The organism is Microbacterium sp. X-17 (genome assembly GCF_039615055.1).
Window position 1 is genome coordinate 148,595 of the sequence record NZ_JBDHNI010000002.1, and the last position, 21,820, is coordinate 170,414.

Below are 21,820 nucleotides of genomic sequence, written 5' to 3' on the forward strand. Positions count from 1 at the left end.
TACTCGGCCGGGTCAGCCCCGGCGGCCCTTGACGATCTGCTCCTGGTTGACATCCTCGGCGTCCGCCGCGGCGAACTCCTCGCGACCCGGGTTGTCGATCGCCTGTCCGCGACCCGCCTGGAACTCGAGGACGAAGTTGTCCGTCGCCTTCTCCAGCGCTGCGAGGGTGTCGTCATCGAGGACGTTCGTCTCACGCAGGGTCGTCAGGATCTCGGTGTTGCGGCGGAGGTAGTCGAGCAGCTCGCGCTCGAAGCGCAGCACGTCCTCCACCTCGATGTCATCGAGCTTGCCGTTCGTGCCGGCCCAGATCGAGACGACCTGCTCCTCCACCGGGTACGGCGAGTACTGCGGCTGCTTGAGGAGCTCCGTCAGGCGGGCACCGCGCGAGAGCTGGCGACGGGATGCGGCATCCAGGTCGGACGCGAACATCGCGAACGCCTCGAGCGAGCGGTACTGCGCCAGCTCGAGCTTCAGCGTGCCGGAGACCTTCTTGATCGACTTGACCTGAGCGTCACCGCCGACGCGCGACACCGAGATGCCGACGTCGACCGCGGGGCGCTGGTTCGCGTTGAACAGGTCGGACTGCAGGAAGATCTGCCCGTCCGTGATCGAGATGACGTTCGTCGGGATGTAGGCCGACACGTCGTTGGCCTTCGTCTCGATGATCGGCAGACCCGTCATGGAGCCGGCGCCCAGCTCGTCGGAGAGCTTCGCGCAACGCTCGAGGAGACGCGAGTGCAGGTAGAAGACGTCGCCCGGGTAGGCCTCGCGCCCCGGCGGGCGGCGGAGGAGGAGCGACACGGCGCGGTAGGCCTCGGCCTGCTTCGACAGGTCGTCGAAGATGATCAGGACGTGCTTGCCGTCGTACATCCAGTGCTGGCCGATCGCCGAGCCGGTGTACGGGGCGAGGTACTTGAAGCCCGCGGGATCGGATGCCGGAGCCGCGACGATCGTCGTGTACTCCATCGCCCCGGCGTCCTCGAGCGCGCCCTTGACCGACGCGATCGTCGAGCCCTTCTGGCCGATCGCGACGTAGATGCAGCGCACCTGCTTCGTCGGGTCGCCGGACTCCCAGTTCGCCTTCTGGTTGATGATCGTGTCGATCGCGATCGCGGTCTTGCCGGTCTGACGGTCACCGATGATGAGCTGGCGCTGGCCGCGGCCGATCGGGATCATGGCGTCGATCGCCTTGATGCCGGTCTGCATCGGCTCGTGCACGCTCTTGCGTGCCATGACGCCCGGCGCCTGGAGCTCGAGGGCACGACGACCCTCGGTCGCGATCGCGCCGAGGCCGTCGATCGGGTTGCCGAGCGGGTCGACGACGCGGCCGAGGTAGCCGTCGCCGACGGCGACCGAGAGGACCTCGCCGGTGCGGGTGACCTGCTGGCCCTCCTCGATTCCCGCGAAGTCGCCGAGGATGACCACGCCGATCTCGTGCTCGTCCAGGTTCTGGGCGAGGCCGAGGGTCCCGTCTGCGAAGGTCACGAGCTCGTTCGCCATGACTCCGGGCAGGCCCTCGACGTGGGCGATGCCGTCAGCGGCGTCGACGACCGTGCCGACCTCATTCGCAGCAGCCGACGTCGGCTCGTACGCCGCGACGAAGTCTTTCAGCGCGTCGCGGATGACGTCGGGGCTGATGGAGAGTTCTGCCATTGTCTTCCTTCGTGTTGTGGGGCGCGCGGGCCCCGAAGTCTTCGCCCGGAGGCGCTAGCCGGCCAGGGACTGCCGGAGGTCTGCCAGTCGCGTCGAGACGCTGGCGTCGATGAGGTCGTCCGCCACCTTCACGCGCACGCCGCCCACGACCGAGGTGTCCACGACCGTGTTGAGCGAGATCTTCGTCCCGTACTTGCGGGACAGGGCATCCGTCAGGCGCGTCTGCTGCGCGGCGCTCAGCGGTGCGGCGACGAAGACCGTCGCGACGCTGCGCCCGCGCTGGTCGGAGACCAGCGCCATGGCGCGATCGAGGAGCGCACGCACGCGGCGCTCCCGCGGCTGCTGCACGAGCGAGGACACGATCAGGGTGGTCGCCTCGCTCGCGCGACCCTCGATCAGGGCGCCGACGAGCTGCCCCTTGGCCGAGGCCTCGCCCAGCCGACTGCCGAGCGCCAGCTCGAGGTCGGGGTTCGCGGCCACGATGCGGGAGAACTCGAAGAGCTCGCCCTCGACGTCGTCGTCGGGGGACGCGATCGAGGCGGCCCGCACCGCGAGCTCCTCGATGCCGTCGACGAGGTCGGCCGCGCTCGACCAGCGCTGCTGGACCGCGGTCGTGAGCAGCGACACGGTGGTCGCACCCAGCGCGCGGCCGAACACGTCGGCCACGACCTTCGCCCGGGCGGCCTGAGCGGCGGCCGGGTCGGCCACCGCTCCGCTCAGCTGCGGGGAGCCGTCGAGCGCACGCGCGGCCGCGAAGAGCTCACCGGCGACCGTGAGGTCGATGCCCGTGGCGGACTCGAGGCCCGTCGTCGCCGCTGCGAGCGCTTGCGAGGTCGCGCTTCCCATTACTTCGACGCCTTCTCGGACGCCTCGAGCTCGGCGAGGAAGCGGTCGACGACCGCCTGCGCCTTCGCGTCGTCGGAGAGCGACTCGCCGATGACACCGCCGGCGAGGTCGATCGCGAGCGTGCCGACCTCGCTGCGCAGCGACACGAGCGCGGACTGGCGCTCGGCCTCGATCTGCGTCTGCGCGGCGGCGGTCACGCGCGCGGCCTCGGCCGTCGCGGTGTCCTTCGCCTCGGCCACGATCTTCTTGCCGTCCTCGCGGGCGGCCTCACGGATCTCGCCGGCCTCGCGACGAGCGTCGGCGAGCTGCGCCGTGTACTCCTCGAGGGCGGCCTCGGCCTGACGCTGGGCCTCGTCGGCCTTCGCGATGTTGCCCTCGATCGCGGCGGACCGCGCGTCGAGGAGCTTCTTCATCCGCGGCAGGGCATAGAGCCAGAACAGAAGCAGGATGACGATGAAGCACACCGACGACCAGATGATGTCGTACGCGTTGGGGATGATCGGGTTGGGAGCCGACTCACCCTCCGCGGCATACGCGACAAGAGCGTGGAGCATCCTGCCTCCTTAGGACCGAAGTGGCGGGATCAGACGAAGATGAAGTACGTGGCGATGCCGATGAACGCCAGCGCCTCGGTGAAGGCGATACCGATCCACATCAGGACCTGCAGGCGGCCGGCCAGCTCGGGCTGACGGGCGACGCCCTCGATCGTCTTGCCGACGACGATGCCCACGCCGATGGCCGGGCCGATTGCAGCGAGGCCGTAGCCCATCGTCGCGACGTTTCCGCTGACAGCGGCGAGAACCGTAGTTGCGTCCACGGGTTTTTCCTTTCGGTTGGATGTTGGGCGGCGCGAAGCCGACCGATCAGTGCTCTTCCGCCACCGCGAGCTGGATGTAGACCGCGGTGAGGAGGGCGAAGACGTAGGCCTGGAGGACGGCCACCAGGATCTCGAAGATGGTGAAGGCGAACCCGAAGGCGAGGCTGCCGGCGGCGAGCGCCGTCCACCAGCCGCCCATCTGGAAGAGGAAGAACTGCGTGGCCGCGAAGAAGAGGACCAGCAGCAGGTGGCCGACCATCATGTTCATCAGCAGTCGGAGCGTCAGCGTGACGGGGCGGATGATGAACGTCGAGATGAGCTCGATCGGCGTCACGATGATGTAGATCGGCCACGGGACGCCAGCCGGGAACAGCGAGTTCTTGAAGAAGTTCTTCGGGCTCTTGCGGAGGCCGGCGTAGATGAACGTGACGTAGCTCACGATCGCGAGCACGAGCGGGACGGCGATGACGCTCGTTCCCGCGAGGTTCAGGAACGGGACGATCCCCGTCAGGTTCATGAAGAGGATCATGAAGAACATCGTCGTGAGGATCGGCAGGAAGCGCTGCCCGTCCTTCTTGCCGAGGAGGTCCTCCGCGATGTTGATGCGGACGAAGTCGAGACCCATCTCGACGAGGCTCTGGAAGCGGCCGGGGACGACGCGCATCCGACGAGTGCCGAGCCAGAAGATGATGACGACCGCGATCGTGGCGAGGAACTGGATCAGCGTCAGGCGGTTGATCTGGAAGATCGTGCCTTCGAAGAGGATCGCCGGCGGGAAGAACTCCGTGACGGACGGGCCGTGGAACTGCGGGTCTGTTCCCGTCTCAAAATGGGCGATCAGGGTCGCAGCTTGAGTGATCAGCGCTGACTCCAGCTTCGGGGCATCGGCGTAAGCCGTTGCGACGATGGTCGGTTGGGGGCGTCGATCCGCGAGTGATCATGGGGGAGTGATCTGCGGCGCGCCTTCAGCCTATCAAACTCACAGGCGCTTTGATTCCGCCTCAGGAATGCGGGGTGGTCCGCTCCCCCTCGTCCGGGTCCGTCGGGAGCGACGTGTCGCTCACGTGCGGGATCCGCATCCGCAGGAGCGTGACCACGTCGACGGCAAGCGCCGCGAGCACGCCGACGACGATCGCGACGAAGAAGACGGTCGGCTGGATCCACGGCTGACCCCGCAACGCGAAGAGCAGCACCAGGAACACGATGAACTTCAGGATCCATCCGCCGAGCACGACACCGAAGAAGATCCCGACGTAGAGCGGATCCCCGTACCAGCGGTTCGCGATGAGGATGCTGAGGCCGGTGATCGCGAGAAAGACCGCCGCGAGGAAGACGCCGATCAGCGCACTCCACAGGCCCGGGAAGCCGGCGACGAGAAAGCCGACGATGCCGCCGACGACGAGCAGGACCGCCGTCACGAGAGCGGACCACGTGAGCGTCGTCCGAAGGACGGGCGTGCTCGAGACGGGTGGGCGGCTCATGGGTTCTCCTCGAGGGATGGGGCGGATTCGGCGGGCCGTTCCCGCGCGGGGCGCGTCGGCAGCAGGGTGACCGTCAGGCACGCGGCCGCGCCCACGACCCCGAACGCGACGCCGATCCAATACTGACCGAACCAGTCCTGACGCGTCGCGATGTACATCAGCAGGAACGTGAGACCGGCGATCGCGGTCCACGCGTAGAAGATGAGGACGGCGCCGCGGTCGCTGTGGCCCATGTCCAGCATCCGGTGGTGCAAGTGCTTGCGATCCGGCGAGAACGGCGACTTCCCCGCGCGCATGCGCCGGACGATGGCGAGGCCGAAGTCGAGCAGCGGCAGGATCACCACGGCGACCGGCAGGAGGATCGGCAGGAACGCGCCGATCAACTGCGAGCGGCCGAACTGGTCGTTGTTCCCGAGGAGTGCGGGATCGAGCTGGCCCGTGATCGCGATCGCGGACGTCGCCATCAGCAGGCCCAGCACGAGCGCGCCGGAGTCGCCCATGAAGAGCTTCGCCGGACGCCAGTTCAAGGGAAGGAAGCCCGCGCACGCACCGACGAGCACGACCGCAATGAACGACGCCAGGTTGAAGTAGGTGCTCGCGCCCGTGTCACGGACGAGGAGGAACGTGTACGCGAAGAAGATGCCGTTCGCGATGAGCGCCACCCCCGCGACGAGCCCGTCGAGCCCGTCGATGAAGTTGACGGCGTTCATCACCACGACGATCGACAGGATCGTCAGGGTGATGCTGACGCCGCTCGAGAAGCCGGTCATCCCGCCGATCGGCAGCGAGTAGATCTGGAGGCCGCCGAACCACGCGATGATGCCGGCGGCCAGGAACTGCGCGCCGAGCTTGATCATCCAGTCGAGGTCCCACAGATCGTCGATGACGCCGACGATCACGATGAGGGTCGTGGCGGCGAGGATCGAAAGGACCGGCGCGGGATCCGACCAGATGATGGCGAAGAACGGATGCCGCGACGAGACGAGGAACGCCGCGACGATGCCGAAGTACATGGCGATCCCGCCGAGCCGCGGGGTCGGCGTGGTGTGGACGTCGCGCTCCCGGATGCCGGGATGGAGCTTGTAGCGGCGGCTGAGCTGCCACACCACCCACGCCAGCGACAGCGTGATCGCGGCGGTGAGGATCCCGATGAAGAGGTACTGCTTCACCTGGTACCGGCCGAACCCGGCTCGTCCTCCTCGAGCCGGTCCCCGAGGATCTCGCGGAGCTCGTCGTTCGTGACGATGCCGTACCGCAGGATGCGCGCGGGGCCGCCGCGCGCGAGCGCCGTGGCATCCACGATCGTGGAGGGCACGCCGCGCTCGCTCGGGCCGTCGTCCAGGTAAACGGCGACGCTGTCGCCGAGCATCTTGCGGGCGTCGGACGCGATGATGGCGGCGGCCTCGCCGGTGAGGTTCGCGCTCGACACCGCGAGGGGGCCCGTCTCCTCGAGGAGCTCCAGCGCGATGCGGTGCGCCGGCATCCGCACGGCGACGGTGCCCTGCGTCTCCCCCAGGTCCCACGAGAGGGACGGCTGCGCGGGCAGCACGATCGTGAGGCCGCCGGGCCAGAACCGCTCGACGAGCTGCTCGACCGGCTCCGGGACCGCGTCGACGAGGGCGCGCAGCGTGTTGACGCCGGCGACGAGGACCGGCGGTGGCGACTGGCGCCCGCGCCCCTTCGCGGCGAGCAGGCTCGCGACGGCGCGCGGGCTGAAGGCATCCGCCGCGACGCCGTAGACCGTGTCGGTCGGGAGGACCACGAGCTCGCCGCGGCCGATCGCCTGGCGCGCCTGGCGCATGCCGGCCAGCAGCTGCGACTCGTCGCGGCAGTCGAAGAGGGGGGACATGTCCCCGTCATTCTAGGCCGGGCCCTCGCTCCCCCCTCCGTGAGAATGCGCGTGTGTCACCGACACGCCGCGCGTTCGTGACACGAGCGCGTTCTCACGTGGGAGGGGGACAGGTCGGGACGGGGCGGGGCGGGGGTGGGTCAGGGGCGGATCAGGGGTGGACGGCAGTCGTCGCGCGGTCGCGGAGGGTGAGGTCGGGATGCGTCGCCGCGGCGCGCCATCCGTCGGCGGTCAGGATGTCGCGGATCGCGGCGCCCTGCAGCTCGCCGTGCTCGATCACCACGAGGCCGCCCGGGTGCGCGAGCCGCAGCGCCGTCCGGCTGACGACGCGGACGACGTCGAGCCCGTCCTCGCCGCCGTACAGGGCCTGCGGCGGATCGAAGAGCCGGACCTCCGGGTCCCGCGGGATCGCGGCATCCGGGATGTACGGCGGATTGGACACGACCACCGACACCGTGCCGTCGAGCTCGGGGAAGGCATCGGCGAGGTCGACGAGCTCGATCCGCGCGTTCGCCGCGCCCGTCCCCACCAGGTTCTTCCGGGCCCACGCGTACGCCTCGGGCGACTTCTCCGCGGCGTGGACGCGCGCGTGCGGCACCTCCGTCGCGAGCGCGAGCGCGATGGCGCCGCTGCCGGTGCCGAGGTCGACCGCGACGGGCGCGGGCGACGCGGCCGCACGGAGCGCGTCGATCGCGAGCTGCGCGGTGATCTCGGTCTCCGGCCGCGGGACGAACACGCCCGGCCCCACCTCGAGCTCGAGGTGGCGGAACGGGGCCCGGCCGGTCAGGTGCTGCAGCGGATGCCGCGCGGCGCGGCGCTCGGCGAGGTCGGCGAGCGCCGCGGCCTGCGCCGAGGTCAGCGCGTCGCCGCGGAGCACCGCCGCCCGCAGCTCCCCCCGCCCGACCCCGAGCACGTGGGCGAGGAGGAGCTCGGCGTCGACGTCGGGCGAGTCGAGGCCGGCGGCCGCGAGCTGCGCCACGGCGCGCTCGAGCGCGTCGGCGAGGGGGACGAGGGTTTCGGACATGCCGCCGAACAGCGTATCCGGCTTCGGCTAGACTGGCCGGCTCCCACTAGGCTTGTCGGGTCTCGCAACGACCCGCGAAAGGCCACTCATGACCGGCATCCATTCCGACATCACCAGCGCGTTCGGTAACACCCCGCTCGTGCGCCTGAACCGCCTGGCGGAGGGCCTGCCCGGCACGATCCTCGCCAAGCTCGAGTTCTACAACCCGGCCTCGAGTGTCAAGGACCGCCTGGGGATCGCGATCGTGGATGCCGCCGAGGCCTCCGGCGAACTGAAGCCGGGCGGGACGCTCGTCGAGTCGACGAGCGGCAACACCGGCATCGCGCTCGCGATGGTGGGAGCTGCGCGCGGGTACCGCGTCATCCTGACGATGCCGGCGTCGATGTCGAAGGAGCGCCGCACGATCCTCAAGGCGTTCGGTGCGGAGCTCGTGCTCACCGACCCCACCAAGGGCATGGCGTTCGCCGTCGAGGAGGCCCAGCGCATCGTCGCGGAGACCCCCGGCGCCGTGTGGACCCGGCAGTTCGCCAACGAGGCCAACCCCGCCATCCACCGCAAGACGACGGCCGAGGAGATCCTCCGCGACACCGACGGCGCGATCGACTACTTCGTCGCCGGCATCGGCACGGGCGGCACCATCACCGGCGTCGGCCAGGTGCTGAAGGAGCGCGCCCCGGGCGCGAAGGTCGTCGCCGTCGAGCCGGTCGACTCCCCGATCCTCACCGAGGGCCACCCCGGCCCCCACAAGATCCAGGGCATCGGCCCGAACTTCATCCCGGAGGTGCTCGACCGCGACGTCCTCGACGAGGTCATCGACGTCTCCTTCGACGACGCACTCGTCGTCGCGCGCGACCTCGCCCTGCAGGAGGGCATCTTCGCCGGCATGTCGTCGGGTGCGGCCGTGTGGGCCGCCCTGCAGATCGCCGCGCGCCCCGAGGCGGCGGGCAAGAACATCGTCGTGATCGTCCCCGACACCGGCGAGCGCTACCTCTCCACCGCGCTTTTCGAGCACCTGCGCGAGGACTGAGGTGGGCTTCGCGCGCATCCGGGAGGATCTCGCGGCGGCCAAGCTTCGCGACCCCGCAGCACGCAACACGCTCGAGATCGCGCTACTCTACCCCGGCCTCCACGCGATCTGGGCGCACCGCGTCGACCACTGGCTGTGGACGCACGGTGCGCACTTCCTGGCGCGCGCGGGCTCGCAGATCGCGCGGTGGCTGACGGGGATCGAGATCCACCCCGGTGCGCGGATCGGGCGCCGGTTCTTCATCGACCACGGCATGGGCGTCGTGATCGGTGAGACGGCCGAGATCGGCGACGACGTGCTGCTGTACCACGGCGTCACGCTCGGCGGCCGGCAGCGCGAGGGCGGCAAGCGCCACCCCACGCTGGAGGACGGCGTCGCGGTCGGGGCGGGCGCGAAGGTGCTCGGCCCGATCACGATCGGTGCGCGCACCGCGGTCGGCGCGAACGCCGTGGTCACGAAGGACGCGCCCGAGGACAGCGTGCTGATCGGGATCCCCGCCATCGCCCGTCCTCGCCCCGAGGGCCTGAACGTGCAGGCCTTCCTCGCCGACCCCGAGTACCAGATCTAGCCCCCCCCATCTCGACCCTCCCCCTCCCCTCCCGCGAACCCACCTCCTCCTCGCGAAACCACGTACTCACAACGCCATGAGCGGGTGCGCTCGCGAGCAAGAGGTGGGTTCGGCGGGGTGGGAATGGGGGTGGGCGCGAGCAGCCATGCGGTGAGGTCGGAGATCCCGAGGCCCGCGGCCGGGATCAGGACGACCACGAACAGCGAGACGAAGGTCGAGACGATCCCGATGCCGCCGAGGAGCGACGGGTCAGGGGGCCAGGGCGGCGAGGCGCTCTTCCTCGTCGGCCTGGATCAGGGAGTCGATCACCGGGGACAGGGCACCGTCCATGACCTGGTCGAGGTTGTAGGCCTTGTAGCCGGTGCGGTGGTCGGCGATCCGGTTCTCCGGGAAGTTGTACGTCCGGATCCGCTCTGAACGGTCCATCCCGCGGATCTGGGAGCGACGCGCGTCGGATGCCGCGGCATCCCGCTCCTCCTGCTGCTTCGCGAGCAGCCGGGCGCGGAGCACGCGCATGCCGGCCTCGCGGTTCTGCAGCTGGGACTTCTCGTTCTGCATCGACACGACGATGCCGGTCGGGAGGTGCGTGATCCGCACGGCGGAGTCGGTCGTGTTGACCGACTGCCCACCGGGGCCCGAGGAGCGGAAGACGTCGATCTTCAGGTCGTTCTGATCGATCTGGATCTCCTCCGGCTCGTCCACCTCCGGGAAGACGAGGACGCCGGTCGTCGAGGTGTGGATCCGCCCCTGCGACTCGGTCGCCGGCACCCGCTGCACGCGGTGCACGCCGCCCTCGTACTTGAGGTGCGCCCACACCCCCTGAGCCGGGTCGGAGGACGAGCCCTTGATCGCGACCTGGACGTCCTTGTAGCCGCCGAGATCGGACTCGTTGTGCTCGAGGAGCTCGGTCTTCCAGCCCTTCGACGCGGCGTACTGGAGGTACATCCGCAGGAGGTCGGCGGCGAACAGCGCGCTCTCCGCCCCGCCCTCACCCTGCTTGATCTCCATGATCACGTCGCGCGCGTCGTCGGGGTCGCGCGGGATGAGGAGCCGCCGCAGGCGCTCCTGCGCGGCATCCACCCGCTCCCCCAGTGCCGGAACCTCCTCGGCGAACGCCTCGTCCTCGCGGGCGAGCTCGCGCGCCGCCTCCAGGTCGTCCCGCGCCGCGGCCCACGCCTCGTGCGCGGCAACGATCCGGCTCAGCTCGGCGTAGCGCCGGTTCACCCGCTTGGCGCGCGCGGCGTCAGCGTGCACCGCCGGATCCGACAGCTCACGCTGGACGGCCGCGTGCTCCTCGATCAGACTCCGGACGGAGTCGAACATCGCAGGCTCCGACACGGATCAGCGGATGCTGTTCTCGTGCCCGTGCCCGTGACCGGCGCCGTTCGTCGTGGGCGCCGGGATCGACTTCTGCATCTGCACGAGGAACTCGACGTTGGACTGCGTCTCCTTGAGCTTGCCGAGCACGACCTCCAGCGCCTGCTGGGGGTCGAGGCCGGCGAGCGCGCGGCGCAGCTTCCACGTGATCTTCACCTCGTCGGGCGACAGGAGCATCTCCTCGCGCCGCGTGGAGGACGCATTCACGTCGACGGCCGGGAAGATGCGCTTGTCGGCGAGCTGGCGCGACAGACGCAGTTCGCTGTTACCGGTGCCCTTGAACTCCTCGAAGATGACGTCGTCCATCTTGGAGCCGGTCTCGACCAGCGCGGTCGCGAGGATCGTGAGCGATCCGCCGTTCTCGATGTTGCGAGCGGCGCCGAAGAAGCGCTTCGGCGGGTACAGGGCCGACGCGTCCACACCGCCGGACAGCACGCGGCCCGAGGTGGGCGCCGCGATGTTGTAGGCGCGGCCGAGGCGCGTGATCGAGTCGAGCAGCACGACGACGTCGCGGCCGAGCTCCACGAGCCGCTTGGCGCGCTCGATCGCGAGCTCGGCGACCGTCGTGTGGTCCTCGGCGGGGCGGTCGAACGTCGAGGCGATGACCTCGCCGCGGACGCTCCGCTGCATGTCGGTGACCTCCTCGGGGCGCTCGTCGACGAGCACGACCATGAGGTGGACCTCGGGGTTGTTCTTCGCGATCGCATCCGCGATCTGCTGAAGGACGATCGTCTTGCCGGCCTTGGGCGGAGCGACGATGAGGCCGCGCTGGCCCTTGCCGATCGGGGCGACGAGGTCGATGATCCGCTGCGTGAGCTTCTCCGGCGCCGTCTCCAGGCGCAGACGCTCCTGCGGGTACAGCGGGGTGAGCTTGCCGAACTCGACGCGGGCGGCGGCGTCGTCGACGGACAGGCCGTTGATCGAGTCGACCTTCACGAGCGCGTTGTACTTCTGGCGGCTGGACTGCTCGCCCTCGCGCGGCTGCTTGATCGCGCCGACGAGCGCGTCGCCCTTGCGCAGGTTGTACTTCTTGACCTGGCCCAGCGAGACGTAGACGTCGCTCGGGCCGGGCAGGTAGCCGCTCGTGCGCACGAACGCGTAGTTGTCGAGGACGTCGAGGATGCCGGCGATCGGGATGAGGACGTCGTCCTCGGCGATCTCGGTCTCGAACTCGTCACCGGCGGCGGGCTGGCCGCGACGCTTGTTGCGCTGGCGACGGCCGCTCTGCGACTCCTCGTCCGCCTCGGCGGCGGGGGCGGCCTGGGCACCGTTCTGCGCACCGCCCTGCGCGCCGTTCTGTCCCTGGGGCTTGTCGCCGTTGCGGTTCCGGTTGCGGTTGCGGCTCCGGCTGCGGCGCGACGGCTGCGCCTCGCCGTCGGCGGGCGCCTCGGCACCGTCCGCCTCACCCTCGGGCGCGTCGGTGGTGGGCGCATCGGCGGCGGATGCGTCGGACTCGGTCGCGGCCTCGGCCGCATCGGCCGGCTCAGCCTCGGCCGCATCGGCCGGCTCGGTCGCGGCGGGGGCCTCGGCCGTCGCCTCGGCCTCGACGGCCGGCTCGGCCGGTGCCTCGGCGGGCGTGTCCGCGGCGTCGCCCTCGACGGCGGCGACGGACGTCAGCGCGGCATCCGCGTCGGCGGCGACCGTCTCGGCGGGTGCGGCCTCGGCCGGCACGTCCTCGGCGGGCGCGGGCTCGGCGACGACGTCGGTGCTCTTCGCACGACGGGGGGCGCGCTTACGGGGCGCCTTCTTCGGCGCCTCTTCGGCCGGTGCGTCCTCGGCCGGGGCGTCGACGGGCGCCTCCACCGGCACATCGGCGGCATCGGCGGGCGCGTCGACCGGCGCCTCCACCGGCACGTCCGCGGCATCCGCCGCGGGCTCAGGCTCGGCCGGAGCGGCCTCGGGTGCGGCGTCCGCGGCGGGCGCCTCTGCCGGCGCCTCGGTGGCGGACGTCAGGCCCGCCTCGTCCGTAGGCGCTTCGTCGACACGCTCGTCGGCGGGCGCGTCAGTGGACCGGATCTCGGAGATGGACTCCACGAGTTCTCCCTCATGAAACATGTGATGATGCACGACCGCACGAAGCTCGCGGGGCGAGGAACCAGAAAGGGGTCTCGCCCGCGTGTCGTTGATGTGGTCTCGGGGCTCCGAGGGTATCGACTCGGGAGTCGGCCACGTCATCGGACAGCGCGGCGATTCGCAGATTGCGACCGGGGGTCCGTGTCACGCTTGGCGTGCGGTGCCCTCCGCGTACTGCTTCACTGTACCACCCTTGACATCGACGGCCAGCATGAGCGCCTCCCACGGAGTGTCGACGACAGACGCGGCGAGAGCCGCCGCCTCGAGCCTCCGGCCCGGTCCGTCGGCCAGCACCAGGACGCTCGGCCCGGCCCCCGAGACGACCGCCGCGAACCCCTCCGCACGCAGCGCCTGCACGAGCCGGTCGGTCTCCGGCATGGCCGCGGCGCGGTAGCTCTGGTGGAGCTTGTCCTCGGTGGCGGCCAGGAGCAGCTCGGGGCTCTGCGTGAGCGCCGCGATCAGCAGCGCCGAGCGGGACAGGTTGAAGACGGCGTCCTCGCGCGAGACGTGCAGCGGCTGCAGGCCGCGAGCGGCGTGCGTCGACATCGTGAACTCCGGCACGAACACGACCGGCGAGACGCCGCGGTGCACGAGCAGCTTCTTGTGCTGCGGACCGGACTCGTCGACCCACGCGATCGTGAGACCGCCGAACAGGGCCGGCGCGACGTTGTCGGGATGCCCCTCCATCTCGGTCGCGAGCCGCAGGAGCGTCGCGGCATCCAGCAGCTCCTCCCCCTCGGCCTCCACGAGGCCCTTCGCGGCGAGGAGCCCGGCGACGATCGCGGCGCCGGACGAGCCGAGCCCGCGCCCGTGCGGGATCGTGTTGCGCCCCTCGAGCCGGATGCCCGGCATCGGGCGCCCGACCGCCGCATACGCGTGCGCGATCGCGCGCACGACGAGGTGCGAGGCATCCTGCGGGACGTCCTCGGCGCCCTCCCCCTCGACCGCGATCTCGATCCGCGGCTCATCCAGGGCCGTCACGACGAGCTCGTCGTACACGCTCAGCGCGAGGCCGAGCGTGTCGAAGCCGGGCCCCAGGTTCGCGCTCGTCGCGGGAACCCGGACGGCGACGGTCGTCATGCCCCGCCGTCCACCGGTGCGAGATCGAGGACGGAGGCCACCTCGCGGGTGTCCGCGTCGACGACCGTGGGCTGCACGTCCGTGCCGTCCGGCTGACGGAGCGCCCACTGCGGGTCCTTGAGGCCGTGGCCGGTGACCGTGAGCACGACGCGGGAGCCGGCCGGGATCACGCCCGCCTCGGCGCGGTCGAGCAGACCCGCGACGCTGATCGCGGACGCCGGCTCGACGAAGATCCCCACCTCGCCGGACAGGATCTTCTGCGCGGCCAGGATGCGGGCGTCGTCGATCGCGCCGAACCAGCCCTGCGTCGCGTCGCGCGCCTCCAGGGCGAGCTCCCACGACGCGGGGTTGCCGATGCGGATCGCACTCGCGATCGTCTCCGGGTGCTTCACGACCTCGCCACGCACGAGCGGCGCGGAACCCTCGGCCTGGAAGCCGAACATGCGCGGCACGCGCGTGGAGACGCCGCGGTCGACCTCCTCGCGGTATCCACGCGAATAGGCCGTGTAATTGCCGGCGTTGCCGACCGGGATGAAGTGGAAGTCGGGCGCATCGCCGAGCTGCTCGACGATCTCGTACGCCGCGGTCTTCTGGCCCTCGATGCGGTCCGGGTTGACGGAGTTCACGAGGTGCACGGGATAGCGGTCGGCGAGCTCGCGCGCGATCTCCAAGCAGTCGTCGAAGTTGCCGCGGATCTGGATCAACCGGCCGTTGTGCGCGACCGCTTGGCTGAGCTTGCCCATCGCGATCTTGCCTTCCGGCACGAGGACGGCGGCCGTGATGCCGGCGTGCGCCGCGTACGCCGCCGCGGAGGCCGACGTGTTCCCGGTGGAGGCGCAGATGACGGCCTTCGCGCCGTGGTCGATCGCGCGAGACAGTGCCACGGTCATCCCGCGGTCCTTGAACGAGCCCGTGGGGTTCATCCCCTCGAACTTGACCCAGACGTCCGCTCCCGTGCGGCGCGACAGCGCCGGGGCGGGGAGGAGCGGCGTACCGCCCTCGCCGAGCGTGACGATGTTCGAGGACTCGGTCACTCCGAGCCGGTCGGCGTACTCGCGGAGGACTCCGCGCCAGACGTGTGCCATCTCAATCTCCTTCCACGCGCAGGACCGAGACGACGCGCTCGACGACGCCGCTCGCCGCGAGCCGCTCGACGGTCCCGCTGAGGTCCTGCTCGACTGCCTTGTGCGTTCCGATCACGAGCCGCGCGGAGACGCCGTCTTCCCGTAGGGTCTGCTCCACCGTCGCGATCGAGACGTTCCCGTCGCTCAGGATGCCGGCGAGCTCGGCGAGCACGCCGGGCCGGTCGTCGACGTCGAGCGTGATCTGGTACCGCGTCGTGACCCGGCCGACCTCGAGGATCGGCAGGTTCGCGTACGTCGACTCGCCGACGCCCACTCCCCCGGCGACGTGCCGGCGCGCGGCCGAGACGAGGTCGCCGAGGACCGCCGAGGCCGTCTGCACCCCGCCGGCGCCGGCGCCGTAGAACATGAGGGGGCCCGCCGCCTCCGCCTCGACGAACACGGCGTTGTTCGCGCCGTGCACGCTCGCGAGGGGGTGCTGGCGGTCGACCAGAGCCGGATAGACGCGCACGGAGATCGCGTCGCCATGCTCGCCCGTGACCCGCTCGCAGACCGCGAGGAGCTTCACGACGTAGCCGGCGCGCCGGGCGGACGCGATGATGCCCGCGTCGATGTGCCGGATGCCCTCGCGGTAGACGGCCTCGAGCGGCACCGTGGTGTGGAACGCGAGGCTCGCGAGGATCGCCGCCTTCTGCGCCGCGTCGAAGCCGTCGACGTCGGCCGTGGGGTCCGCCTCGGCGTAGCCGAGCGCCTGGGCCTGCGCGAGCACGTCGTCGAAGTCGGCGCCCTCGGTGTCCATCCGGTCGAGGATGTAGTTCGTCGTGCCGTTGACAATGCCCATGATGCGGTTCACGCGGTCGCCCGCGAGCGAGTCGCGCAGCGGCCGGATGATCGGGATCGCCCCCGCCGCCGCGGCCTCGTAGTACACCTGCGCGCCCACCTGGTCGGCGGCGTCGAACAGCTCGGGACCGTGCGTCGCGAGAAGGGCCTTGTTCGCCGTGACGACGTCCGCGCCGGAGCCGATCGCCTGCAGCAGATAGCTGCGAGCCGGCTCGATCCCGCCGATCAGCTCGATCACGATGTCGGCGCCGAGGATCAGGGTCTCGGCATCCGTCGTGAACAGCTCGTGCGGCAGATCCGCGTCGCGGGGCGCATCGGGGTCGCGCACCGCGATCCCGGCCAGCTCGAGGGCGGCGCCCGCGCGGTCGGCGAGCTCGTCACCGTGCTTGAGGAGGAGTGCGGCGACCTGCGAGCCCACGGCGCCGGCTCCGAGGAGGGCGATCCGCAGTCGGCGGTAGTCGATCATGTATGGCGTTCCTTCGGGGTTTCGCTCGGGGCGCTTGCGCCGGTTCGGCCGTCTGGGATGCCGGCATCCCGGGCCAGGAGGTCGTCCACGGTCTCGCCCCGGACGATGACGCGCGCCGCGCCGTCGCTCACCGCGACGACCGGCGGCCGGGGGACGTAGTTGTACGTGCTGGACAGGGAGAAGCAGTACGCGCCCGTCGCCGGCACCGCGAGGAGGTCGCCCGGCCGCACGTCGCCGGGGAGGTACTCGGCGTCGACGACGATGTCGCCGGATTCGCAGTGCTTCCCGACCACGCGCACGAGGGCGGCGTCCGCGACGCTCGTGCGGGAAGCGAGGCGCGCGCTGTACTGCGCCCCGTAGAGCGCGGGGCGGGCGTTGTCGCTCATGCCGCCATCGACGCTGACGTAGAGGCGGGTGGCGCGGTCCGCGATGCGCACCGGCTTGACCGTGCCCACCTCGTACAGCGTGACGCCGGCCTGGCCGACGATCGACCGGCCGGGCTCGAAGGCGAGGTCCGGGACCGGGATGCCGCGGGCCGCGCACTCCGCCGCGACGGCGTCGACGATGCCGGCCGCAAGCGCCTCGATCGGGGTCGGGTCGTCGACGCGCGTGTAGGCGATGCCGAAGCCGCCGCCGAGGTTCAGGACGGAGAGCTCCTCGTCCGCGCTCAGGCGCGCGTGGAGGTCGACCAGGCGCGCGGCGGACTCCGCGAAGCCGGCGACCCCGAAGATCTGCGATCCGATGTGGCAGTGCAGGCCCACGAGCCGCAGGCCCGGGATCTCGCGGATGCGCGCCGCGACCGCCGGTGCGTCGTCGAGCGCGAAGCCGAACTTCTGGTCCTCGTGCGCGGTCGCGAGGAACTCGTGGGTCTCGGCGTGCACGCCGCTGTTGACGCGGATCAGGACGGGCTGGGTGACGCCGGCGCGCTCCGTGATCTCGGCGAGCCGCTCGATCTCGTCCCGGCTGTCGATCACGATCGAACCGATGCCGACCGCGACGGCGCGCTCGAGCTCGGCGACGCTCTTGTTGTTGCCGTGGAAGCCCAGGCGCCCAGGGTCGGCCGCCGCCGCGAGCGCGACAGCGAGCTCGCCGCCGGTGCAGACGTCGACCGCGAGCCCCTCGGCGGTGACCCAGCGCACGACCTCGGTGGACAGGAACGCCTTCCCCGCGTAGTAGACGCGCGCCTGCACGCCGTGGCGCCCCGCGGCATCCCGGAACGCCGCGAGCGTCCGCCGCGCGTGCGCGCGCACCTCGGTCTCGTCGAGGACGTACAGGGGCGTGCCGAATCGCGCCGCGAGGTCGCGCACCGGCACACCGCCGAGCACGAGCTCGCCGTCGCCCGTGCGGTCCGCGGACGCGGGCCAGACGGCATCCGGCAGGTCGTTCGCGTCGGTCGGCACCGTGAGCCACGCGGGCACGGCGGGGCGGTCGGACGAGGCGGACACGGGCAAGGACCAATCGTGGGGGCTCGAGCGGATGGGCAGCTCGCGTGAGAGGACACGCGGCGAGCCGTCGCAGGACCTTTGCAGTCTAGGGCACGCTCGACCCGCGCCCTGGGCGGCAGCCGTGGGGGCTCAGGGGCAGGTGCCGGGCTGCTGCATCGCGGGGTTCGCCGCGATGTCGCCGCTGATCGAGAACGTCGCCACGAGGCGGTCGCCGTCGACCTGGGCATCCTGCAGCTGGATGCCGGCGGGCAGGTCGTTCTTGATGCACACGGTCCAGTCGCGGACCGCGCCGTTCGCGACCGAGCCGAACCGGCTCCGGAGGTCGTCGACCGAGAGCTGGGTCCCGCCGATCTGCAGCGACGCAGGGGTGAGGACGAGGTTGCCCGAGTCTGCACCCGGGGTCAGTGCGACGCCGACCGGCAGCTGCGTGCCGAACAGCGAGACCGGGAACGTCATCGTGACGTCGGGCGCGGCGAGGCCGAGCGAGTCCGCGGGGAATCCGTTCACCGTGCGCAGGAGCTGGCGCAGCTGATCCTGGTCGAGCGCGACCGTCGCGTCGCCGCCGCTCATCATGAAGCCGTTGCGGATGTCGACGTCCTGGAGGGTGACGTCGACGTCGCCGGTGAGCCCCCGGATCGTGACGTCCTGCGCCGAGATGTGGACCTTGCCGAAGTCCCCGATCAGGAGCTGGAGCAGCAGCGGGCCGTCGATCTCGACGTCGACGGCCTGGGCGGCCGGAATGTCGAACTGCGACCGCACCTGCTGCGTGACCGCCTTCGTGACGAGGTCCTTCGCGACCGCCTCGGCGACGAACCAGGCCGCGACGAGGAGGCCAACGACCACCCCGGCCGCGACGAACCAGGGCCACACCCTCCGCCGAGAACGCCCTTGTGTCCCCATTACGCCGTGATTTTGTGACATAGGTGGGTTCTCACGTGGGAGGGGGCTACATCCGCTCGGGCGCTGACACGCCCAAGAGGTCGAGGCCGTTGCGGAGGACCTGGCCGGTCGCGTCGTTGAGCCAGCGACGGGTGCGGTGCAGGTCGGCGACCGCCTCGTCGCCGAGTGGGATGACGCGGCAGTTGTCGTACCAGCGGTGGTACAGGCCGGCGAGCTCTTCGAGGTAGCGGGCGACGCGGTGGGGCTCGCGCAGCTCCGCGGCGAACGCGACGAGCCGCGGGAACTCCTGCAGCGCGCCGAGGAGCGCGCTCTCGGTCTCGTGGTCGAGGAGCTCGGGGGCGAACGCGCTGCGGTCGACCCCCGCGGCATCCGCGTTCCGGCCGACGTTGTGGGTGCGGGCATGGGCGTACTGCACGTAGAAGACGGGGTTGTCGTTCGTGCGGCGCTGCAGGATCTCGGGGTCGAGCGTCAGCGGCGAGTCGGCGGGATACCGGGCGAGCGAGTAGCGCAGCGCATCCGTCCCGAGCCACTCGCGCAGATCGTCGAGCTCGATGATGTTGCCCGCGCGCTTGCTGAGCCGGGCGCCGTTGACCGAGACGAGCTGCCCGATCAGCACCTCGATGTCCTTGTCCGGGTCGTCGCCGGCGGCGCCCGCGAGCGCCCGGAGGCGGTGCACGTAGCCGTGGTGGTCGGCGCCGAGCAGGTAGATCTTGTGGCCGAACCCGCGGTCGCCCTTGTTGAGGTAGTACGCGGCGTCGGCGGCGAAGTACGTGTAGACGCCTCCGGTGCGACGGATGACGCGGTCCTTGTCGTCGCCGAAGTCGGTGGTGCGGACCCAGGTCGCGCCATCCGCGTCGTACACGTGACCCTGGGCGCGGAGCCGCTCAACCGCCTCGTCGACGAGGCTCGTGCCGTCCTCCCCCGCCGCGTGGAGCACCCGCTCGCTGAACCACACGTCGAAGTGGACGTTGAACTGCTCGAGGGACGCCTGGATCTCGCCGAGCTGGAGCTCGTACGCGACGTCGCGCGCCGTCGTCAGCTGGTCGTCGGGCGCAAGGGTGGGGAGATCGGGCCGGGCAGCGAGGACGCGACGGCCGAGCTCGTCGATGTACGCGCCGGCGTAGCCGTCCTCCGGGGTCGGCTCGCCCTTCGCCGCGGCCAGGACGGAGGCGCCGAACCGGTCCATCTGCGCGCCCGCGTCGTTGATGTAGAACTCGCGGACGAGGGTCGCGCCGGAGGCGAGGAGGAGACGCGCGACCGCATCGCCCAGGGCCGCCCACCGCGTGTGCCCGATGTGGAGGGGCCCGGTCGGGTTCGCGGAGACGAACTCGAGGTTGATCGTGTTGCCGCGCTGCGACTCGTTGCGCCCGAACGCCGCGCCGGCGTCGACGATCGTCTTCGCGAGGGCGCCGGCTGCCGCGGCATCCAGCCGGATGTTGATGAAGCCCGGGCCCGCGACCTCGACGCTCGCGATGCCGGGCACCTCCAGGAGCCGGTCGGCGATCGCCGTCGCGAGCTCGCGCGGGTTCGTGCCGAGGGCCTTGGCGAGCTTGAGGGCCGCGTTCGAGGACCAGTCCCCGTGATCGCGGCTCTTGGGGCGCTCGACGGCGAAGTCGGCCGGGGTGAGCCCGGCCGCGGATCCCGCGGCCCGCTCCTCCGCCAGCGGGGTGACGACAGCGAGGAGGGCGACGGCGAGCTCTTCGGGATTCATGGCGTCCTCCATCTTATGTTCGAGCCCCTCCTCGCCTCGCGCCCGCCCGCACAACTCCTGCACTCTCGCGCGCGGGGTGCGCGGGGCTCGGGACGGCCGAAGGGGGCCGCGGATGCTAGGCTCTGTCGGTCCGCCTCCGTAGCTCAGGGGATAGAGCGTTGGTTTCCGGTACCAAAGGTCGCAGGTTCGATTCCTGTCGGGGGCACATCACACGAGGCTGATCCGTGGCCGCCGGAGGGCGCGGAGGTAGCGCCGCCGGGCGACAGCCTGCGCGATCCGAAGCAGCGGGTACAGCGCGCGCCACGGCTGCCGCGGCGCGGCGCGCGTCAGCGAGCGCACGGTGAGTCGCACGGCGTCGCCGTCGCGGTGCACGACGAACGCCTCCTCCCCCGACACCGGATGCCCCGGCAGGGTGCGGTACGAGAAGCCGACGCGGTCCGGCCGCGTCACGACCTCGACGACCTCGACCGGCTCCGTGATCCGCATGCCGAGGACGCGCGCCGTCACGACCAGGCGTGCGCCGGGCGTCACGGGCGAGGCGTCGGAGACGCGGAATCCGCTCCCGGTCTTCACGACCCACCGCAGCACGTCGTGCGCCGCGCAGCGCCAGGCCGCATCCCCGAACCCGACGATCGCCGACACCTCGGAGCGCCGAAAGGCCGCCGGGGTTTCCCCCGACCACGCGGGGTTCGCGGGATCCGTCACCGAACCCTCAGCCCAGCAGGTCGCCCATCTGCTTCGCGATGAGGCGCGTGGCCATGCGCGGGTTCAGGCGCGAGAGCCGGTCCATGGTTGCGGCATCCGAGCCGATCGTGGCGCGGAAGCTGCCCTTCTCGAGCGCCTCGACGATGACCTCCGCGGCCCGCACGGCCGTGGTCATCTTGTGCGTGGACGCCGCGGCATCCGCCCCGTCGATCGTCACGCCGGAGTGCGCGGCGATGTCCGTGCCGATGGCACCCGGGAAGATCACGGTGACGGCGACGTTCGTGTCGAGCAGCTCGGCATACAGCGCCTCGGTCAGCAGCATGACCGCCGCCTTCGACGCACCGTAGGCCGCTTGGCCGGGCACGGGCGCGAAGCCGCCCATGCTCGAGACGTTGAGGATCGCCGCCTCGGGGCGGGTCACGAGCACCGGCAGGAATGCCTTGCACATGTTGACGACGCCCCAGAAGTTGACGTTCATGACCTTCTCGATCTCCTCGTAGGGCAGATCGATGATCTTCAGGAACTTCTGGATGACGCCCGCCACGTTGAGGATGCCGTCCGCCGGCCGGCCGTGGGCCTCGGCGACGGCGTCCGGCAGTGCGGCGACGGCCGCTCGGTCGACGATGTCCACGCCGTGCTGGGTGTAGCGGTTCCCGGCGCCCGCAAGCGCGGCCGTGGCGGCCAGAGCATCGACGGAGAGGTCGACGCCCGCGACCGAGGCGCCGGCCCCGAGCAGGTGGAGGACGACCTCGCGACCGATGCCGTTGCCCGCACCGGTCACGACGAAGAGCTTGCCGCGAACGTCCATGTGTTCCCCCGATCAGGCCACGTGAGACTCGCCATCGGCGATCGTCTTCAGGATATGCGCGGGCGCTC

General features: G+C 71.1%; 21 protein-coding genes and 1 tRNA gene. 3 read left to right on the forward strand and 19 right to left on the reverse strand.

Going from position 1 to position 21,820, the window contains the following annotated elements; all coding sequences use genetic code 11:
- Positions 1-12: 12 nt before the first annotated feature.
- From atpA to prmC, 9 genes are all read right to left on the reverse strand, one after another.
- Positions 13-1,653 (reverse strand): F0F1 ATP synthase subunit alpha, encoded by a 1,641-nt coding sequence (gene atpA, locus ABCS02_RS09185; RefSeq protein ID WP_345835334.1) that lies wholly within the window; start codon positions 1,651-1,653, stop codon positions 13-15.
- A 54-nt stretch (positions 1,654-1,707) separates the two neighbouring features.
- The gene (locus ABCS02_RS09190; RefSeq protein ID WP_345835335.1) at positions 1,708-2,499 is read right to left on the reverse strand and encodes a F0F1 ATP synthase subunit delta; all 792 of its coding nucleotides are present in this window, start codon (positions 2,497-2,499) and stop codon (positions 1,708-1,710) included.
- Complete coding sequence (locus tag ABCS02_RS09195) at positions 2,499-3,053, reverse strand: F0F1 ATP synthase subunit B (protein WP_345835336.1); 555 nt, start codon at positions 3,051-3,053, stop codon at positions 2,499-2,501. The genes ABCS02_RS09190 and ABCS02_RS09195 overlap by 1 nt, the downstream gene beginning before the upstream one ends.
- Before the next feature lie 29 nt (positions 3,054-3,082).
- Positions 3,083-3,316 (reverse strand): ATP synthase F0 subunit C, encoded by a 234-nt coding sequence (gene atpE / locus ABCS02_RS09200; RefSeq protein WP_345835337.1) that lies wholly within the window; start codon positions 3,314-3,316, stop codon positions 3,083-3,085.
- 46 nt (positions 3,317-3,362) lie between these two features.
- Positions 3,363-4,178 carry a F0F1 ATP synthase subunit A gene (gene atpB, locus ABCS02_RS09205; protein WP_345836317.1) on the reverse strand — a complete coding sequence of 272 codons (816 nt, stop codon included), beginning with the start codon at positions 4,176-4,178 and terminating at the stop codon, positions 3,363-3,365.
- A gap of 139 nt (positions 4,179-4,317) precedes the next feature.
- Positions 4,318-4,797 carry a hypothetical protein gene (locus ABCS02_RS09210; RefSeq protein WP_345835338.1) on the reverse strand — a complete coding sequence of 160 codons (480 nt, stop codon included), beginning with the start codon at positions 4,795-4,797 and terminating at the stop codon, positions 4,318-4,320.
- Positions 4,794-5,966, reverse strand: coding sequence for an MraY family glycosyltransferase (locus ABCS02_RS09215; protein WP_345835339.1), 1,173 nt, complete (start codon positions 5,964-5,966; stop codon positions 4,794-4,796). Before ABCS02_RS09215 ends, ABCS02_RS09210 begins: the two co-directional genes overlap by 4 nt.
- The gene (locus ABCS02_RS09220) at positions 5,963-6,646 is read right to left on the reverse strand and encodes an L-threonylcarbamoyladenylate synthase (RefSeq protein ID WP_345835340.1); all 684 of its coding nucleotides are present in this window, start codon (positions 6,644-6,646) and stop codon (positions 5,963-5,965) included. The genes ABCS02_RS09215 and ABCS02_RS09220 overlap by 4 nt, the downstream gene beginning before the upstream one ends.
- A 151-nt stretch (positions 6,647-6,797) precedes the next feature.
- A complete protein-coding gene (gene prmC, locus ABCS02_RS09225; RefSeq protein ID WP_345835341.1) occupies positions 6,798-7,670 on the reverse strand; it encodes a peptide chain release factor N(5)-glutamine methyltransferase in 873 nt (290 codons plus the stop codon).
- Between the two features lie 88 nt (positions 7,671-7,758).
- Here prmC and cysK point away from each other — a divergent pair, with 88 nt between their 5' ends.
- Positions 7,759-8,697: a cysteine synthase A gene (gene cysK / locus ABCS02_RS09230; protein WP_345835342.1), complete on the forward strand. Its 939-nt coding sequence runs from the start codon at positions 7,759-7,761 to the stop codon at positions 8,695-8,697.
- Between the two features lies 1 nt (position 8,698).
- Positions 8,699-9,265, forward strand: a complete 567-nt coding sequence (epsC, locus tag ABCS02_RS09235) for a serine O-acetyltransferase EpsC (RefSeq protein WP_345835343.1) — start codon at positions 8,699-8,701, stop codon at positions 9,263-9,265.
- Between the two features lie 249 nt (positions 9,266-9,514).
- Here epsC and prfA read toward each other — a convergent pair whose 3' ends face one another.
- The 8 genes from prfA to argS all read right to left on the reverse strand — a co-directional run bounded on the left by prfA (position 9,515) and on the right by argS (position 20,239).
- A complete protein-coding gene (gene prfA, locus ABCS02_RS09240; protein ID WP_345835344.1) occupies positions 9,515-10,588 on the reverse strand; it encodes a peptide chain release factor 1 in 1,074 nt (357 codons plus the stop codon).
- 18 nt (positions 10,589-10,606) lie between these two features.
- Positions 10,607-12,676 carry a transcription termination factor Rho gene (gene rho / locus ABCS02_RS09245; RefSeq protein ID WP_345835345.1) on the reverse strand — a complete coding sequence of 690 codons (2,070 nt, stop codon included), beginning with the start codon at positions 12,674-12,676 and terminating at the stop codon, positions 10,607-10,609.
- A 183-nt stretch (positions 12,677-12,859) separates the two neighbouring features.
- Positions 12,860-13,795, reverse strand: coding sequence for a homoserine kinase (thrB, locus tag ABCS02_RS09250; protein WP_345835346.1), 936 nt, complete (start codon positions 13,793-13,795; stop codon positions 12,860-12,862).
- Complete coding sequence (gene thrC / locus ABCS02_RS09255) at positions 13,792-14,880, reverse strand: threonine synthase (RefSeq protein WP_345835347.1); 1,089 nt, start codon at positions 14,878-14,880, stop codon at positions 13,792-13,794. The genes thrB and thrC overlap by 4 nt, the downstream gene beginning before the upstream one ends.
- A 1-nt stretch (position 14,881) precedes the next feature.
- The gene (locus tag ABCS02_RS09260) at positions 14,882-16,183 is read right to left on the reverse strand and encodes a homoserine dehydrogenase (protein ID WP_345835348.1); all 1,302 of its coding nucleotides are present in this window, start codon (positions 16,181-16,183) and stop codon (positions 14,882-14,884) included.
- Positions 16,180-17,628 carry a diaminopimelate decarboxylase gene (gene lysA / locus ABCS02_RS09265; RefSeq protein ID WP_345836318.1) on the reverse strand — a complete coding sequence of 483 codons (1,449 nt, stop codon included), beginning with the start codon at positions 17,626-17,628 and terminating at the stop codon, positions 16,180-16,182. The genes ABCS02_RS09260 and lysA overlap by 4 nt, the downstream gene beginning before the upstream one ends.
- A gap of 129 nt (positions 17,629-17,757) precedes the next feature.
- A complete protein-coding gene (locus ABCS02_RS09270; protein WP_345835349.1) occupies positions 17,758-18,498 on the reverse strand; it encodes a DUF2993 domain-containing protein in 741 nt (246 codons plus the stop codon).
- A 76-nt stretch (positions 18,499-18,574) separates the two neighbouring features.
- Positions 18,575-20,239 (reverse strand): arginine--tRNA ligase, encoded by a 1,665-nt coding sequence (gene argS, locus ABCS02_RS09275; protein ID WP_345835350.1) that lies wholly within the window; start codon positions 20,237-20,239, stop codon positions 18,575-18,577.
- A 132-nt stretch (positions 20,240-20,371) separates the two neighbouring features.
- On the opposite strand from argS, the gene ABCS02_RS09280 reads away from it, so the two are divergent.
- Positions 20,372-20,444 (forward strand) — tRNA-Arg (locus ABCS02_RS09280).
- A 2-nt stretch (positions 20,445-20,446) separates the two neighbouring features.
- Here the strand turns inward: ABCS02_RS09280 and ABCS02_RS09285 are convergent.
- Both ABCS02_RS09285 and ABCS02_RS09290 read right to left on the reverse strand, forming a co-directional pair.
- On the reverse strand, positions 20,447-20,944 hold the full coding sequence (locus ABCS02_RS09285; protein ID WP_345835351.1) for a DUF1990 domain-containing protein: 498 nt from the start codon (positions 20,942-20,944) through the stop codon (positions 20,447-20,449).
- Positions 20,945-20,951: 7 nt separating this feature from the next.
- A complete protein-coding gene (locus ABCS02_RS09290) occupies positions 20,952-21,752 on the reverse strand; it encodes an SDR family oxidoreductase (protein WP_345835352.1) in 801 nt (266 codons plus the stop codon).
- Positions 21,753-21,820: the final 68 nt, after the last annotated feature.